Annotated in this window: 12 protein-coding genes, 1 tRNA gene and 1 pseudogene; all 14 read right to left on the reverse strand. The window is 60.1% G+C overall.

Annotated features, from left to right (window positions below):
* Nucleotides 1–76: pseudogene (locus tag M0D65_RS32870) on the reverse strand (elongation factor Tu); the annotation flags it as partial.
* Between the two features lie 48 nt (nt 77–124).
* A complete protein-coding gene (fusA, locus tag M0D65_RS32875) occupies nt 125–2,227 on the reverse strand; it encodes an elongation factor G (protein ID WP_091019598.1) in 2,103 nt (700 codons plus the stop codon).
* A gap of 124 nt (nt 2,228–2,351) precedes the next feature.
* On the reverse strand, nt 2,352–2,822 hold the full coding sequence (gene rpsG, locus M0D65_RS32880) for a 30S ribosomal protein S7 (protein WP_006053291.1): 471 nt from the start codon (nt 2,820–2,822) through the stop codon (nt 2,352–2,354).
* Nucleotides 2,823–3,019: 197 nt separating this feature from the next.
* On the reverse strand, nt 3,020–3,400 hold the full coding sequence (rpsL, locus tag M0D65_RS32885; protein ID WP_035935550.1) for a 30S ribosomal protein S12: 381 nt from the start codon (nt 3,398–3,400) through the stop codon (nt 3,020–3,022).
* Nucleotides 3,401–3,607: 207 nt separating this feature from the next.
* Complete coding sequence (gene recQ, locus M0D65_RS32890) at nt 3,608–5,455, reverse strand: DNA helicase RecQ (protein WP_266256183.1); 1,848 nt, start codon at nt 5,453–5,455, stop codon at nt 3,608–3,610.
* Nucleotides 5,456–5,632: 177 nt separating this feature from the next.
* Nucleotides 5,633–9,871 carry a DNA-directed RNA polymerase subunit beta' gene (rpoC, locus tag M0D65_RS32895; protein WP_266256184.1) on the reverse strand — a complete coding sequence of 1,413 codons (4,239 nt, stop codon included), beginning with the start codon at nt 9,869–9,871 and terminating at the stop codon, nt 5,633–5,635.
* Nucleotides 9,872–9,892: 21 nt separating this feature from the next.
* Entirely contained in the window at nt 9,893–13,999 is a 4,107-nt protein-coding gene (rpoB, locus tag M0D65_RS32900; protein ID WP_091019591.1) for a DNA-directed RNA polymerase subunit beta, read from the reverse strand.
* Nucleotides 14,000–14,369: 370 nt separating this feature from the next.
* Entirely contained in the window at nt 14,370–14,744 is a 375-nt protein-coding gene (rplL, locus tag M0D65_RS32905) for a 50S ribosomal protein L7/L12 (RefSeq protein ID WP_091019589.1), read from the reverse strand.
* Nucleotides 14,745–14,825: 81 nt separating this feature from the next.
* On the reverse strand, nt 14,826–15,371 hold the full coding sequence (rplJ, locus tag M0D65_RS32910; RefSeq protein WP_177228341.1) for a 50S ribosomal protein L10: 546 nt from the start codon (nt 15,369–15,371) through the stop codon (nt 14,826–14,828).
* A 261-nt stretch (nt 15,372–15,632) separates the two neighbouring features.
* Nucleotides 15,633–16,331, reverse strand: a complete 699-nt coding sequence (gene rplA, locus M0D65_RS32915; protein WP_091019585.1) for a 50S ribosomal protein L1 — start codon at nt 16,329–16,331, stop codon at nt 15,633–15,635.
* Entirely contained in the window at nt 16,332–16,763 is a 432-nt protein-coding gene (gene rplK / locus M0D65_RS32920; protein WP_074262715.1) for a 50S ribosomal protein L11, read from the reverse strand. It lies immediately after the preceding gene.
* Between the two features lie 154 nt (nt 16,764–16,917).
* The gene (nusG, locus tag M0D65_RS32925; RefSeq protein WP_027797944.1) at nt 16,918–17,475 is read right to left on the reverse strand and encodes a transcription termination/antitermination protein NusG; all 558 of its coding nucleotides are present in this window, start codon (nt 17,473–17,475) and stop codon (nt 16,918–16,920) included.
* Nucleotide 17,476: 1 nt separating this feature from the next.
* Nucleotides 17,477–17,857, reverse strand: coding sequence for a preprotein translocase subunit SecE (secE, locus tag M0D65_RS32930; RefSeq protein WP_091019583.1), 381 nt, complete (start codon nt 17,855–17,857; stop codon nt 17,477–17,479).
* A gap of 33 nt (nt 17,858–17,890) precedes the next feature.
* Nucleotides 17,891–17,966 (reverse strand) — tRNA-Trp (locus tag M0D65_RS32935).
* Nucleotides 17,967–18,086: the final 120 nt, after the last annotated feature.

Genomic DNA, 18,086 nt, shown 5'->3' on the forward strand with positions numbered 1-18,086 from the left:
TCTTGCCGTGGTCAACGTGACCGATCGTGCCAACGTTCACGTGCGGCTTCGTCCGTTCGAATTTACCTTTTGCCATGATTCTCTTCTTTCAAAAATGTTGATCGATTGATGACTTGCCGCGCGATTACTTCGACTTGGCGCTGATGATCGCTTCCTGCACGTTGCGCGGCGCTTCGGAGTAGTGCTTGAATTCCATCGTGTACGTCGCACGACCTTGCGTGAGTGAACGCAGCGACGTCGAATAGCCGAACATTTCCGACAGCGGCACTTCTGCACGAACGATCTTGCCACCGCCGACCATGTCTTCCATGCCCTGAACGATACCGCGGCGACCCGACAGGTCACCCATCACGTTACCCATGTAGTCTTCAGGCGTTTCCACTTCCACCGCCATCATCGGCTCGAGCACGACCGGGTTCGCGCGGCGCATCGCTTCCTTGAACGCCATCGAGCCGGCCATACGGAACGCATTTTCGTTCGAGTCGACGTCGTGGTACGAACCGAACGTCAGGTGAACCTTCACATCAACCACCGGGAAGCCAGCCAGCACGCCAGCCTTCAGCGTGTCCTGGATACCCTTGTCGACCGCGGGGATGTATTCGCGCGGAATCACGCCACCCTTGATCTCGTCGAGGAACTCGTAGCCCTTGCCCTGCTCGTTCGGCTCGAGCGTGATGGTTGCGTGACCATACTGGCCGCGACCACCCGACTGCTTGACGAACTTGCCGTCGACATCCGTTGCCGTGCCGCGAATGGTTTCGCGGTATGCCACCTGCGGCTTGCCGACCGTCGCTTCGACGCCGAACTCACGCTTCATCCGGTCGACCAGAATTTCGAGGTGGAGCTCGCCCATGCCCGAAATGATGGTTTGACCCGATTCTTCATCCGTCTGAACGCGGAACGACGGATCTTCCTGAGCCAGACGGTTCAGTGCGAGACCCATCTTTTCCTGGTCGACCTTGGTCTTCGGCTCGACGGCCTGCGAGATCACCGGCTCCGGGAAAATCATGCGTTCGAGCACGATAGGATGCTGCGGATCGCACAGCGTGTCGCCCGTCGTCGCTTCTTTCAGGCCGACAGCCGCGGCGATGTCGCCCGCGTGCACTTCCTTGATTTCTTCGCGCTGGTTCGCATGCATCTGCAGAATCCGGCCGAGACGTTCCTTCTTGTCCTTGGTCGCATTCAGCAGCGTATCGCCCGACTTCACGACGCCCGAGTACACACGGAAGAAGATCAGCTGGCCGACGAACGGGTCGGTCATGATCTTGAACGCGAGTGCCGAGAACTTCTCGTCGTCAGCTGCGCGGCGCTCCGCCTTCTCGCCGTTTTCGAGTTCGCCCGTGACCGGGGGAATGTCGACCGGCGACGGCAGGAAATCGATCACGGCGTCGAGCATACGCTGCACGCCCTTGTTCTTGAACGCGGTACCGCACAGCATCGGCTGGATTTCGCACGCGATCGTACGGTCGCGCAGCGCCTTCACCACTTCCGCTTCGGACAGCTCTTCGCCGCCGAGGTACTTTTCCATCAGCTCTTCACTGGCTTCGGCAGCCGACTCGATCATCTTTTCGCGCCACTCATTGCACGTGTCGACGAGTTCCGCCGGGATGTCGATGTAGTCGAACTTCGTACCTTGCGACGCTTCGTCCCACACGATCGCCTTCATCTTGATCAGGTCGACAACGCCCTTGAAGCTCTCTTCCGAACCGATCGGTACTACGACCGGAACCGGATTCGCCTTCAGACGCGTCTTCAACTGTTCATAGACCTTGAAGAAGTTCGCGCCGGTACGGTCCATCTTGTTGACGAACGCAAGACGGGGAACCTTGTACTTGTTCGCCTGACGCCACACGGTTTCCGACTGCGGCTGCACGCCGCCCACTGCGCAATACACCATGCATGCGCCGTCGAGCACGCGCATCGAGCGTTCCACTTCAATCGTGAAGTCGACGTGGCCCGGGGTGTCGATGATGTTGATGCGGTGTTCCGGATAGTTGCCGCCCATGCCCTTCCAGAAAGCAGTGGTAGCAGCGGACGTAATCGTGATGCCGCGCTCCTGCTCCTGCTCCATCCAGTCCATGGTTGCAGCGCCGTCGTGCACTTCACCAATCTTGTGGTTCACGCCGGTGTAAAACAGAATGCGCTCGGTCGTCGTCGTCTTGCCGGCGTCGATGTGAGCGCTAATACCGATATTGCGGTAGCGCTCGATAGGAGTCTTGCGAGCCACTTTGATCCTCTATGGGGGTTGGCGCGCGGGACATGAATCCCTGCGCGCCCTAACACAAACGGGCGAGGCGCTTTAAAGCGCACCCGCCCGGAATTTCTTTCCGCTTGACCCGGGGTCGGGACGCTTAGAAACGGAAATGCGAGAACGCCTTGTTGGCTTCTGCCATCCGGTGGACTTCGTCGCGCTTCTTCATCGCGCCGCCGCGGCCTTCAGCAGCCTCGGACAGTTCACCAGCCAGGCGCAGGGCCATGGACTTCTCGCTACGCTTTTTCGCAGCCTCACGCAGCCAACGCATCGCCAATGCCATACGACGCGACGGACGCACTTCGACCGGAACCTGGTAGTTCGCACCACCAACGCGACGGCTCTTCACTTCGACCACCGGCTTCACGTTGTTGAGCGCTACCGTGAACACTTCCAGCGGGTCCTTGCCACCCTTGGTCTGGATCTGTTCAAAAGCGCCGTACACGATACGCTCGGCAACCGACTTCTTGCCGGAGAGCATCAGTACGTTCATGAATTTTGCTACATCAACGTTACCGAACTTCGGATCCGGCAACACTTCCCGCTTGGGGACTTCGCGACGACGCGGCATGTTTCTTCCTTTAACTTTTCAGTTGGAACCGTGCCTTTCTGGCACCTGGCCCCGCGGTCACCAACTAACCCGATCCATCTTTTACGACTAACCAGCCCGGTCGGGTGACCACTTACTCGACAGCACCGGCGAATCCGGCACCACCGCCATTACCGCCCTTTCAGGCGACCTGAACCCTGTTACTGCTGACCGGCTGCTTACTTGCCGGCCTTGGCGCGCTTCGCACCGTACTTCGAGCGAGCTTGCTTACGATCCTTGACGCCCTGGGTATCCAGCGAGCCACGAACCATGTGATAACGCACACCCGGCAAATCCTTCACGCGGCCGCCACGGATCAGCACAACCGAGTGTTCCTGCAGGTTGTGGCCTTCACCGCCGATGTACGAAATAACTTCGAAGCCGTTCGTCAGACGAACCTTGGCGACCTTACGGAGCGCCGAGTTAGGCTTCTTCGGCGTCGTCGTGTACACGCGGGTGCACACGCCACGACGCTGGGGGCAGTCCTGCAAGGCCGGGCTCTTGCTCTTCACAGTTTCTGAAGCGCGGCCTTTGCGAACCAGTTGATTGATGGTTGGCATTGTTTATTCCTGAAATTGAACAAAATCGATGCATCTGTTTCTGGGCAAAGCAGAAATGGAGAGCATCGAAAACTTCCAAACTCCCGGATCCAAGCCGCAACCGACGCACGAAAGACGCGCGCAGGCAAGCCAAAATCCGGAACCTAGCATGATATTCTGGAAATACCAACTGAGTCAACAGCTTGCGAGGGTTTGGAGAGGGGGCAGTCAGTCCGCGGATACCACTTCAAGCAGTTCGGTACCGAAGCGGTCGAGTTTGCGGGCGCCGATGCCCGGAATATGCCGCAAACCGTCGATTGTCTCGGGCCCATTGCGGGCAATCTCGGCGAGCGTTGCGTCGTGGAAGATCACGTAGGCCGGTACGCCGTCGCTCTTCGCGGTTTCCGTGCGCCATGTGCGCAGGCGCTCCCAGCGGGCGCGTTCGCGCGGGCCCATGCCGAGCGTCGGGTCGGCGCGCTCGCTGGTGCGGCCCGACGACTGGCGCGTCCGCGTCGGTTTCACGTAGCGGCGCAGCGTCACGTTCTGCTCGCCCTTGAGCACCGCCTTACTCGCTTCGGTCAGCACCAGCGACCCATAGCCCTCGTGATCGACAGAAAGGTAGCCGAACGCGACGAGCTGGCGGTATACCGCACGCCACTCGGGCTCCGACAGCGCAGCGCCGATGCCGAACGTGCTGATCTTCTCGTGACCGCGCTGAAGGATTTTCTCGCTCCGGTTGCCGCGCAGAATGTCGATCAGATGTCCTGCGCCGAAGTGAAAACCGCTCGCGCGCTGCGCGCGGAACACACAGGACAGCGCCATCTGCGCCTCGCGGGTTGCATCCCACGACGCCGGCGGCTCGAGGCAGGTGTCGCAGTTGCCGCACGGCGCGCTCGGTTCGCCGAAATAGCCGAGTAGCCGCACGCGCCGGCACGACGCGGCTTCGCACAGGCCGAGCAGCGCATCGAGCTTGCCAGTCTGCACGCGCTTGTGCGCCTCGTCCGCCTCGGATTCATCGATCATCTTGCGCTGCTGCACCACGTCGCCGAGACCGTAGGTCATCCACGCATTGGCGGGCATCCCATCGCGCCCAGCTCGGCCGGTTTCCTGGTAGTAGCCTTCGACGCTCTTCGGCAAATCGAGGTGAGCGACGAAGCGGACGTCGGGCTTGTCGATGCCCATACCGAAGGCGATCGTCGCGCACATCACGATGCCCTCCTCGCGCTGAAACATCTCCTGATGCTTCTGGCGGATCTCGAACTCCATGCCCGCGTGATAAGGCAGCGCGCGCACGCCCTGCGCCTTCAGCCATTCCGCGGTTTCCTCGACCTTGCGGCGCGACAGGCAGTAAACAACGCCCGCGTCGGTGGTGCCGTCCTGCCGCGTGTGTTCGGCGCGGATGAAGTCGAGCAGCTGCGAGCGCGCGTTGTCCTTTTCGACGATGCGGTAGCGGATATTCGGACGATCGAAGCTCGATACGAAGATGCGCGCGTCATCGAGAGCGAGACGCTGGACGATTTCTTCGCGGGTGATCGCGTCGGCGGTCGCGGTGAGCGCGATACGCGGCACCGACGGAAACCGTTCATGCAGCACGGAGAGCTGGATATATTCCGGCCGGAAGTCGTGCCCCCATTGCGACACGCAATGCGCTTCATCGATCGCGAAGAGGCCAATGCGCGCGCGCTCCAGCAGCTCGAGAAAGCGCGACGTCATGAGCCGTTCCGGCGCGACGTACAACAGGTCGATATCGCCTTCGCGCAAGGCACGCTCAGTCGCGGCGGCTTCCGCGCCGGACAGCGTCGAATTCAGGTAAGCCGCGCGCACGCCGACCTCGGTGAGCGCGGCAACCTGATCCTGCATCAATGCGATCAACGGCGACACGACGATGCCGGCGCCGAAGCCCGCTTCGCGCCGCACCAACGATGGAATCTGGTAACACAGCGACTTGCCGCCGCCGGTCGGCATCAACACGAGCGAGTCGCCACCCGCGGCCACGTGCTCGACAATCTCGCCCTGCTGCCCTCTGAACGCGGGATAACCGAAGACTTCTTTGAGAATTTCGAGCGAGCGGGACATTGAGATCGGGAAGAGACGGCGGGGCGGACAGACGAATTTTACCAACGCATCTGGTCCATGCCCGTATTTCTCGCAGACATTAACCATTCGGTCGATTGAACGGGCGAAAAAAAACCGCCCAGTCGAAACTGGGCGGCTCGATCGGTTTGCAGGCCAGGCGGCTTGCGCCGCCAGGTCTTACTCGCCGGAGTGCTGCTGTTCGGCAGCCGGGGTTTCCGGCGTACCGAATTCGAAGGCCTCTTCGGCCGCGATCTGATCGAAACGCTCGCGGTCGGACAGCTCCTTGCTCTTGCGTGCCTTGTGGAACGCGAGACCCGTACCAGCCGGAATCAGACGACCGACGATCACGTTTTCCTTCAGCCCGCGCAGATCGTCGCGCTTGCCCATGATCGCCGCTTCGGTCAGCACGCGGGTCGTTTCCTGGAACGACGCCGCGGAGATGAACGAATCGGTCGACAGCGACGCCTTCGTGATACCGAGCAGCACGTTTTCGTACGTCGCCGGACGCTTGTCTTCCGCGATCATCCGGTCGTTCTCGTCGAGCATGTCCGACCGCTCGACCTGTTCGCCCGGAATGAAGCGCGTATCGCCGTTGTCCGAAATCTGCACACGACGCAGCATCTGACGCACGATCACTTCAATGTGCTTGTCGTTGATCTTCACGCCCTGCAGACGGTACACGTCCTGCACTTCGTCCACGATGTAGCGCGACAGCGCCTCGACGCCCTGCAGACGCAGGATGTCGTGCGGATCGGCCGGTCCGTCGACAATCATTTCGCCCTTGTTGACGACCTGACCATCGTGCACCAGAACCTGCTTTTCCTTCGCGATCAGGAACTCGTGCTGTTCGCCTTCGAGGTCCGTGATAACGAGACGCTGCTTGCCCTTCGTGTCCTTACCGAACGACGTCGTACCCGTGACTTCCGCGAGAATGCCGGCGTCCTTCGGCGAACGTGCTTCGAACAGTTCGGCCACGCGCGGCAGACCACCGGTAATGTCACGCGTCTTCTGCGATTCAGTCGGGATACGTGCGAGCACTTCACCGACCTGCACCTGCTGACCGTCCTTCACGGTGATCAGCGCGCCGACCTGGAAGCCGATCTGCACCGAATGCTCGGTGTTCGGGATCTTCACTTCCTCGCCGGCCGCGTCGAGCAGCTTCACCTGCGGACGCACGCTCTTCGAAGCCTGCGAACCGCGGCGCTTCACGTCGATCACGACGAGCGTCGACAGCCCCGTCACGTCGTCGATCTGCTTGGCCACCGTCACGCCTTCTTCGACGTTTTCGAACTTCACCGTACCGCCGTACTCGGTGATGATCGGACGCGTCATCGGATCCCACGTCGCGAGCTGCGTACCGGCCTTGATCTGCGCACCGTCCAGCTGCAGCAGCGTCGCGCCGTACGGCACCTTGTGACGTTCACGCTCACGGCCGTGGTCGTCGGTGATCATCGCTTCGCCCGAACGCGAGATGACGATCTGCTCGCCCTTCGCGTTGGTGACGTAACGCATCGTCGACGTGAAACGGACCGTACCGTTCGACTTCGCTTCAACCGACGAAGCAACCGCCGCACGCGATGCCGCACCACCGATGTGGAACGTCCGCATCGTCAGCTGCGTACCCGGTTCGCCGATCGACTGCGCAGCGATCACGCCCACTGCTTCGCCGACGTTGACCGACGAGCCGCGGCCGAGGTCGCGACCGTAGCACGCGGCGCACAGGCCGTAACGCGTTTCGCAGGTGAGCGGCGTACGTACGCGCACTTCGTCGATGCCGAGGCGTTCGATTTCTTCGACCGCATCTTCATCGAGCAGCGTGCCCGATTCGTACAGCGTTTCCTGCGATTCCGGGTTGACGACGTCCGCCACCGCAACGCGGCCGAGAATCCGGTCACGCAGCGCTTCGACGACTTCACCGCCTTCGACGAGTGCCTTCATCGCCACGCCATTCGACGTGCCGCAATCGTCTTCGACCACCACGAGATCCTGCGTGACGTCCACGAGACGACGCGTCAGGTAACCCGAGTTCGCCGTCTTCAGTGCCGTATCAGCCAGACCCTTACGTGCACCGTGGGTCGAGATGAAGTACTGCAACACGTTCAGGCCTTCGCGGAAGTTCGCCGTAATCGGCGTCTCGATGATCGAGCCGTCCGGCTTCGCCATCAGGCCACGCATACCGGCCAGCTGACGAATCTGCACTGCGGAACCACGCGCGCCCGAGTCGGCCATCATGTAGATGGAGTTGAACGACTCTTGACGCGTTTCCTTGCCGTCGCGATCGACCACCGGTTCCGTCGACAGCTGCTCCATCATCGCCTTGCCGACCGCTTCCGACGTTGCCGACCAGATGTCGACCACGTTGTTGTAGCGCTCTTGCGACGTGACGAGACCCGACATGTACTGACGGTCGTATTCCTTCACCTTCTTCGCGGCGTCGCCAACGATCGTTTCCTTCTGCGGCGGCACGAGCATGTCGTCGACGCAGATCGAAATACCGGCGCGCGTAGCAAGGCGGAAGCCCGACTGCATCAGCTGGTCGGCGAAGATCACCGTTTCGCGCAGACCGCACTTGCGGAATGCCGTGTTGATCAGGCGCGAAATTTCCTTCTTCTTCAGCGGCTTGTTCAGCACCGTGAACGGCAGTCCCGGCGGCAGGATTTCCGACAGGATCGCGCGGCCGACGGTCGTCGCGAACAGCGATATCTTCGGCACGAACTGCGGTGCGCCTTCCGACGTGTCTTCGTTGCGGACCATTTCAGTGATCCGCACGTTGACGCGCGATGCGAGTTCGACTTCCTTGTTCTCGTACGCACGCAGTGCTTCCGACACGCCCGTGAACGACAGGCCTTCGCCCTTCGCATTCACGGCTTCACGCGTCGCGTAGTACAGGCCGAGCACGATATCCTGCGACGGCACGATCGACGGATCGCCGTTGGCCGGGAACAGGACGTTGTTCGACGCCAGCATCAGCGTGCGTGCTTCCATCTGCGCTTCGAGCGACAGCGGAACGTGAACAGCCATCTGGTCACCGTCGAAGTCGGCGTTGAACGCCGCGCAAACGAGCGGATGCAGCTGGATCGCCTTGCCTTCGATCAGCACCGGCTCGAAAGCCTGAATGCCAAGACGGTGCAGCGTCGGCGCGCGGTTCAGCATGACCGGATGTTCGCGAATGACTTCTTCGAGAATGTCCCACACCACCGGCGTCTGGTTCTCGACTTCCTTCTTCGCAGCCTTGATGGTGGTAGCGACACCCATCACTTCGAGCTTGTTGAAGATGAACGGCTTGAACAGTTCGAGCGCCATCAGCTTCGGCAGACCGCACTGATGCAGCTTGAGCGTCGGGCCGACCACGATGACCGAACGGCCCGAGTAGTCGACGCGCTTGCCCAGCAGGTTCTGACGGAACCGGCCGCCCTTACCCTTGATCATGTCGGCGAGCGACTTCAGCGGACGCTTGTTCGCGCCCGTCATCGCCTTGCCGCGACGACCGTTGTCGAGCAGTGAGTCGACGGCTTCCTGCAGCATCCGCTTTTCGTTGCGGACGATGATTTCAGGCGCCTTCAGTTCGAGCAGACGCTTCAACCGGTTGTTACGGTTGATCACGCGGCGATACAGGTCGTTCAGGTCCGACGTCGCGAAACGGCCGCCGTCGAGCGGCACGAGCGGACGCAGTTCCGGCGGCAGCACCGGCAGCACTTCGAGCACCATCCAGTCAGGCTTGATGCCCGAACGCTGGAATGCCTCGAGCACCTTCAGGCGCTTCGCGTACTTCTTGATCTTCGCTTCCGAACCCGTGTTCTTGAGTTCGGTGCGCAGCATCTCGACCTGTTCGTCGATGTTGATCGCACGCAGCAGCTCGCGCACGCCTTCCGCGCCCATCTCGGCGCGGAATTCGTCACCGTACTCTTCGACCTTGTTGTAGTAATCCTCTTCGGTCATGATCTGCCGCGCTTTCAGCGGCGTCATGCCCGGATCGATCACTACGTATGCTTCGAAGTACAGCACGCGTTCGATGTCGCGCAACGTCATGTCGAGCACCATGCCCAGACGCGACGGCAGCGACTTCAGGAACCAGATGTGCGCAACCGGCGAGGCCAGTTCGATGTGGCCCATCCGTTCGCGACGCACCTTGGCGAGCGTCACTTCGACGCCGCACTTTTCGCAGATCACGCCGCGGTGCTTCAGACGCTTGTACTTACCGCACAGACATTCGTAGTCCTTGATCGGCCCGAAGATCTTCGCGCAGAACAGACCATCGCGTTCCGGCTTGAACGTACGGTAGTTGATCGTTTCCGGCTTCTTCACTTCACCGAACGACCACGAACGGATCTTGTCCGGCGAGGCCAGACCGATCTTGATCGCGTCAAACACTTCAGGTTGTTGGACTTGCTTGAATAGATCGAGCAGAGCTTTCATTGCTTTCTCTCCGTAGTCCGATTAGTTGCGGTCGAGGTCGATGTCGATACCGAGCGAGCGGATTTCCTTCACCAGCACGTTGAAGGATTCCGGCATGCCTGCATCGATCACGTGATCGCCCTTGACCAGGTTCTCATACACCTTGGTCCGGCCTGTCACGTCATCCGACTTCACCGTCAGCATTTCCTGCAGCACGTACGATGCGCCGTACGCTTCGAGCGCCCACACTTCCATTTCACCGAAGCGCTGACCACCGAACTGCGCCTTGCCGCCCAGCGGTTGCTGCGTCACGAGCGAGTACGGGCCAGTCGAACGTGCGTGCATCTTGTCGTCGACCAAGTGGTGCAGCTTCAGGTAGTGCATGTAGCCGACCGTTACCGATCGTTCGAATGCCTCACCCGTGCGGCCGTCATACAGACGCACCTGGTTCTTCGACTTCGTCATGCCGAGGTTCTGCGCGATGTCGTCCGGGAAAGCCAGGTTCAACATGCCCGACATTTCCTCTTCCGTCGCACCGTCGAACACCGGCGTCGCGAACGGCACGCCTTCACGCAGGTTCTTCGCGAGTTCGACGATTTCTTCGTCCGTGAACGTATCGATCTCTTCCGCGCGGCCCGACTCGTTGTAGATCTTGGTCAGGAATTCGCGCAGTTCGGCAATCTTCGCCTGACGCTGCAGCATCTCGCCAATCCGCCAGCCGAGACCCTTCGCAGCCCAGCCCAGATGCACTTCGAGCACCTGCCCGACGTTCATCCGCGACGGCACGCCAAGCGGGTTCAGCACGACGTCGGCCGGACGGCCATCGGCCATGTACGGCATGTCTTCGATCGGCACGATCTTCGACACGACACCCTTGTTACCGTGACGACCGGCCATCTTGTCGCCAGGCTGCAGGCGGCGCTTCACCGCGAGGTACACCTTGACCATCTTCAGCACGCCCGGCGGCAGTTCGTCGCCTTGCGTGAGCTTCTTGCGCTTTTCTTCGAACGCGAGATCGAACTGGTGACGCTTCTGTTCGATCGAGTCCTTGATCGCTTCGAGCTGTGCCGCTGCTTCTTCGTCCGCGAGGCGGATGTCGAACCAGTGGTAGTGATCGAGATCTTCCAGGTAAGCCTGTTCGATCTTCGTTCCCTTCGCGAGCTTCTTCGGACCGCCGTTCGCGACCTTGCCGACGAGCATCCGTGCGAGACGCTGGAATGCATCGCCTTCCACGATACGCAGCTGGTCGTTCAGGTCGAGGCGATAGCGCTTCAGTTCATCGTCGATGATCTGTTGCGCGCGCTTGTCGCGCTGGATGCCTTCACGCGTGAACACCTGCACGTCGATGACCGTGCCGCTCATGCCCGACGGCACGCGCAGCGACGTATCCTTCACGTCCGAAGCCTTCTCGCCGAAGATCGCGCGCAGCAGCTTTTCTTCCGGCGTCAGCTGGGTTTCGCCCTTCGGCGTCACCTTACCGACCAGCACGTCGCCCGCCTCGACTTCCGCGCCGATGTACACGATGCCCGACTCGTCGAGACGGCCAAGCTGTACTTCTGCGAGATTCGAAATGTCGCGCGTGATTTCTTCTGGTCCGAGCTTCGTGTCGCGAGCCACGACGTTCAGTTCTTCGATGTGGATCGACGTGTAACGATCGTCGGCAACCACCTTCTCCGAGATCAAGATCGAATCTTCGAAGTTGTAGCCGTTCCACGGCATGAACGCGACCAGCATGTTCTGGCCGAGAGCCAGTTCGCCGAGATCGGTCGATGCGCCGTCAGCCAGCACGTCGCCACGCGACACGATGTCGCCGACCTTCACGATCGGGCGCTGGTTGATGTTCGTGTTCTGGTTCGAACGCGTGTACTTGATCAGGTTGTAGATGTCCACGCCGACGTCGCCAGCAGCGGCTTCGTCATCGTTCACGCGAATCACCATACGGCCTGCGTCGACGTAATCGACCACGCCACCGCGGAATGCCTGAACCGTCGTACCCGAGTCGACCGCCACCGTGCGCTCAATACCCGTACCGACCACGGCCTTCTCAGGACGCAGACACGGCACAGCCTGACGCTGCATGTTCGAACCCATCAATGCGCGGTTCGCGTCATCGTGCTCGAGGAACGGAATCAGCGATGCGGCCACCGAGACGATCTGCGACGGCGCCACGTCCATGTACTGGATGCGGTCCGGCGTGACCATCAGCGTTTCGCCCGCTTCACGCGACGATACGAGTTCGTCGGTCAGCGAGCCGTCAGCCGCCACCGCCGCGTTCGCCTGAGCGATCACGTAACGGCCTTCTTCGATCGCCGACAGATAGTCGATCTGATCCGTCACCTTGCTGTCCACAACCTTGCGATACGGCGTTTCGAGGAAGCCGTATTCGTTCAGGTGCGCGTACAGTGCGAGCGAGTTGATCAGGCCGATGTTCGGACCTTCCGGCGTTTCAATCGGACACACGCGGCCATAGTGGGTCGGGTGCACGTCGCGGACTTCAAAGCCAGCGCGCTCGCGCGTCAGACCGCCCGGTCCAAGTGCCGATACACGGCGCTTGTGGGTGATTTCCGACAGCGGGTTGGTCTGGTCCATGAATTGCGACAGCTGCGACGAACCGAAGAACTCGCGAATCGCCGACGAAATCGGCTTCGAGTTGATCAGGTCGTGCGGCATCAGGTTTTCGCTTTCGGCCTGGCCGAGGCGTTCCTTCACCGCGCGCTCGACACGCACGAGACCGGCGCGGAACTGGTTTTCCGCCAGTTCGCCGACGCAACGCACACGACGGTTACCCAAGTGGTCGATGTCGTCGACTTCGCCCTTGCCGTTACGCAGCTCAACGAGGATCTTGATCGTCGCGAGGATGTCGTCGTCCAGCAGCGTCATCGGGCCGACGATCTCGTCGCGGCCGACCCGGCGATTGAACTTCATACGGCCGACCTTCGACAGGTCGTACGCATCTTCGCTATAGAACAGACGGTTGAACAACGCCTCGACCGCTTCTTCGGTCGGCGGTTCGCCCGGGCGCATCATGCGGTAGATCGCGATGCGGGCTGCCATGCGGTCAGCCGTTTCGTCGATACGCAGCGTCGACGAGATGTACGGACCTTGATCCAGATCGTTCGTGTAGAGCGTCTGGATGTCCTTGATCTTCGCTTCGCGCAGCTTCTCGAGAACCGTTTCGGTGATTTCGTCGTTCGCGTTCGCAATCACTTCACCGGTATCGCCGTCGACTACGTTCTTCGCCAGCACGCGGCCGAGCAGGTAGTCTTCCGGAACCGAGATGAACTTGGTCTTCGCGTTTTCGAGGTCGCGAATGTGCTTCGCGTTGATCCGCTTGTCCTTCTGGACAATCACGTTGCCGTCGCGATCCGAAATGTCGAAACGCGCGACTTCACCGCGCAGACGTTCGGGCACGAACTCCATCTGAGCGCCTTCCGGCATCAGAGCGAAGTTGTCGAACACGAAGAAGTTTGCGAGGATCTGTTCCGGCGTGAGGCCGATCGCCTTCAGCAGGATCGTGACCGGCATCTTGCGGCGACGGTCGACGCGGAAGTACAGCACGTCCTTCGGGTCGAATTCGAAGTCGAGCCACGAACCGCGGTACGGAATAATCCGCGCTGAGAACAGCAGCTTGCCCGAGCTGTGCGTCTTGCCCTTGTCGTGTTCGAAGAACACACCAGGCGAGCGGTGCAGCTGCGAGACGATCACGCGTTCCGTGCCGTTGATGACGAACGAACCCGTCGGCGTCATGAGCGGAATTTCGCCCATGTACACCTCTTGTTCCTTCACTTCCTTCACGACCGGCTTGCTCGGCGACTCTTTATCGAGCAGCACGAGGCGCACCTTGGCACGCAGGGCGGAACAGTACGTCAGGCCGCGCTGCTGGCATTCCTTGATGTTGAATGCCGGCGACGACAGCATGTAGCTGACGAACTCAAGACGGGCGAACCCGTTGTGCGAAACGATTGGAAAAACAGACGTAAACGCAGCCTGCAGGCCTTCCGGCTTGCGCTGCGTTGCAGCCACGTCTGCTTGCAGAAACGTGCTGAATGATTCAAGCTGGGTAGCCAGCAGGAAAGGTACTTGGTGAACGATGGGGCGCTTCGCAAAGCTCTTGCGAATACGCTTCTTCTCGGTGAAGGAATATTGCATACGATCTCCGAATCACGGCGGGCATTGTTGTCGAGGCAGGATACCTGGATGAGACAACCCGAGTGTTCACCGACTGAGACCCGATGGCCGTCCGATGGCCTGAACGAGCCTAAAAGCTTGGTGGTTGGCCGCTACCAACCGCTGGCTGACGGCAGCGGATGCCTATGTTGCCCGCTGCCCGACCAAACTTGCCTTCTGCAGTCGCTTCAGAAGACAAAGAGAAACGCCGGTCGACATTACCGAAAGACGATTCTCTTTGGCTTCTGGGGCCTCCGTTATTGCCGATACGACCCTGCAAAAACGTAGTCCCCACAAAGCACAAAAAGGCCGGCGGTGGAAAACCGCCAGCCTTCGCGCAGCACGCTGAAACTTACTTGATTTCAGCCTTCGCGCCAGCTTCTTCCAGCTTCTTCTTGGCTTCTTCAGCTGCAGCCTTCGGTACCGCTTCCTTCACAGGCTTCGGTGCACCGTCGACCAGGTCCTTCGCTTCCTTCAGGCCGAGACCCGTCAGTTCGCGAACAGCCTTAATGACCGAAACCTTGTTCGCGCCGACTTCCGTCAGGTTGACCGTGAATTCGGTTTGCTCTTCAGCAACGGCTGCTGCGCCGCCGCCTGCCGGGCCTGCCACTGCAACAGCAGCTGCCGACACGCCAAACTTTTCTTCGAACGCCTTGACCAGCTCGTTCAGTTCCAGAACCGACATCGAGCCTACGGCTTCGAGGATGTCTTCTTTTGCGATTGCCATTTGAAATACTCCTAAATTGAATTCGGATACAGCTAGCGATCGATTACGCTCAACCGATGTGCGTCACGCACTGCCTGAAATTCAGGCAGCTTCGGCTTCTTCGCCCTTCTTCGCGGCCAGTGCGCCAAGAGCGCGCGCGAAGCCGGAGACGGGTGCCTGCATAACGAACAGCAGCTTGGAGAGCAGTTCCTCGCGGCTCGGGATGGAAGCCAGCGCTTGCACGCCCGCCTTGTCCATCACGTTGCCTTCGTAGGAACCGGCCTTGATGATCAACTTGTCATTGCTCTTGCTAAAGTCATTGACGACTTTCGCAGCAGCAATTGCATCTTCAGAGATGCCGTAGATCAGAGGACCGGTCATCTGCTCAGCCAGCGGAGCAAACGGGGTACCTTCAACAGCGCGACGCGCCAGCGTGTTTTTCAACACGCGCAGATACACCTGTTGCTCGCGCGCTTTCGCGCGCAGCTTGGTCAGATCGCCAACCGCGATTCCACGATATTCGGCCAGAACGACGGTCTGGGCTTTCGCGACTTGCGCGGCAACCTCAGCGACGACGGCCTGCTTACTTTCTTTGTTGAGTGGCACGGTTAACCTCCAGATTCGATACACGCAGCGGATGCTTTGCATATCGCATTCAACAACGGCGTCCGACCAGTCAGGAGCATTTCGACCGCCTGCTAACCGCATTGCTGCGGGTACCAAACGGCTTCAGCACTACAAAACCATTTCGGGTTCGCCATCTGCGTTGGCTTTGCATTAAGAGAACACCTGCCTGCTGCGTTCCCGCCAACGGTCTTTGACAACCGGCCGTTCGATGCACACTGCCATCTCGCGACCGCCCAAAGCCCTTAAAAACCGCCTCGACTCGCGTCGAAGCGATCAATTCTTTTACTGTGCTGTGAGCGATGCCTGGTCGACGCGTACGCCGACACCCATCGTGCTCGACAACGCGACCTTACGCAGGTACACACCCTTGCTCGTTGCCGGCTTCGCTTTTTGCAGCGCTTCGACGAGAGCATTCAGGTTGCTGCGCAGCGCCGTTGCTTCGAACGAAGCACGACCGATGGTGGCGTGGATGATCCCGGCCTTGTCGACACGGAACTGCACCTGACCAGCCTTGGCGTTCTTCACAGCGGTTGCGACGTCCGGCGTCACGGTACCGACCTTCGGATTCGGCATCAAACCGCGCGGACCGAGGATCTGACCCAGCGTACCGACCACACGCATCGTGTCCGGCGAAGCGATCACGACGTCGAAGTTCAGGTTACCGGCCTTGACCTGTTCAGCCAGGTCTTCCATACCGACGATTTCCGCGCCGGCTGCACGAGCTTGTTCAGCCTTTTCGCCCTGAGCGAACACGGCGACGCGCACCGACTTGCCGGTACCGGCAGGCAGCACGACCGAGCCGCGAACGACCTGGTCCGACTTCTTCGCATCGATGCCGAGTTGCACAGCAACGTCGATCGATTCGTTGAATTTCGCGTTCGCGCACTCTTTGACGAGCGTCAGCGCTTCGTCGATTGCGTAGAGCTTCTGGGCATCGATCTTCGATGCGAAAGCTTGCAGACGCTTAGAAAGCTTGGCCATTTACACGCCCTCCACGGTGATGCCCATCGAGCGGGCGCTACCAGCGATCGTACGAACCGCTGCGTCGAGATCAGCTGCCGTAAGATCCGGCATCTTGGCCTTCGCGATGTCTTCAGCTTGAGCGCGCGTGATCTTGCCGACCTTGTCGGTGTGCGGCTTGGCCGAACCCTTGTCGATCTTCGCTGCTTTCTTGATCAGAACCGTAGCCGGCGGCGTCTTCAGGACAAACGTGAAGCTCTTGTCCGCAAACGCGGTGATCACAACCGGGATCGGCAGACCGGGTTCCATCGCTTGAGTCTGCGCGTTGAACGCCTTGCAGAACTCCATGATGTTCAAACCGCGCTGACCCAGTGCCGGACCGACCGGCGGCGACGGGTTGGCTTTACCTGCAGGAATCTGCAGCTTGATAAAGCCGATGATTTTCTTTGCCATGTTGAAAACCTCGTTGGAACGCGTTAGCGTTCAGGTGAGTAGTAACGCGCTTTCGTCGAAAAAACCGACTACTGACGCTCCTCAACGGCCATTACGCGGACCGTAAGCGCGAAAACCGGGGCGCGCCAGACGGCGCGCCCCGCAAAAATCTGGATTACAACTTCTCGACCTGGCCGAATTCCAGCTCGACCGGCGTTGCACGGCCGAAAATCGTCACGGACACGCGAACACGCGACTTCTCGTAGTTCACTTCCTCGACGCTGCCGTTGAAGTCCGTGAACGGACCGTCCTTCACGCGCACCATCTCGCCGACTTCGAACAGGGTCTTCGGGCGCGGCTTCTCCACACCTTCCTGCATCTGCGACATGATCTTCTCGACTTCCCGCGGGGAAATCGGGCTCGGACGATTGCGCGCACCACCAACAAAACCGGTCACCTTTGCGGTGTTCTTCACCAGGTGCCACGTTTCGTCCGTCATTTCCATTTCCACGAGCACATAGCCCGGGAAGAAACGACGCTCGGTCACCGATTTGTGACCGCCCTTCACCTCAACCACCTCTTCGGTCGGCACGAGGATCTGGCCAAACTTGTCCTGCATGCCAGCGCGATCGATGCGCTCCTGAAGCGCACGTTGCACGCTCTTCTCCATGCCGGAGTAGGCGTGCACCACATACCAACGCTTGCCGCTCGGGGATGCCGGAGTATCGCTCATATCATTTCCAACCCAGAATCACCGAGAAAATCGCCCATTCAATGGATTTGTCGCTGATCCAGAGAAATATCGCCATGACGAATACGAAGGCAAACACCACGAGGGTCGTCTGGGTAGCCTCTTTACGAGTGGGCCACACAACCTTGCGGACTTCCTTGTACGAGTCTTTAGCGAACGCGATGAAACCCTTGCCGGGCGCGGAGATAAGACCGACCGCCACACCCGCGATCACACCAACTGCCAAGGCTGCACCGCGGACGTACCACTCCTGGCTACCAAGCCAGAAGAACCCCACGAACCCGGCCAAGACCAACAATACGCCCGCGGCCAGCGTTAGCTTGTCGCCAGAAGTATTTACAGTTTCGACGGAAGGATTCGCCATAACACCTTAACGAGCGCCACATTAGCGCGAGATTGGCAGGGGCAGAGGGAATCGAACCCCCAACCTTCGGTTTTGGAGACCGACGCTCTGCCAGTTGAGCTATACCCCTAAAACCATTTTGGGGTTGACGACACCGCCAACCCCGAAACAACCGATCAACGAGAAGTAACTGGCTTACTCGAGGATCTTGGCAACGACACCAGCGCCGACGGTACGGCCACCTTCGCGG

Source organism: Paraburkholderia sp. CHISQ3 (assembly GCF_030464945.1).
Lineage (GTDB): Bacteria > Pseudomonadota > Gammaproteobacteria > Burkholderiales > Burkholderiaceae > Paraburkholderia > Paraburkholderia megapolitana.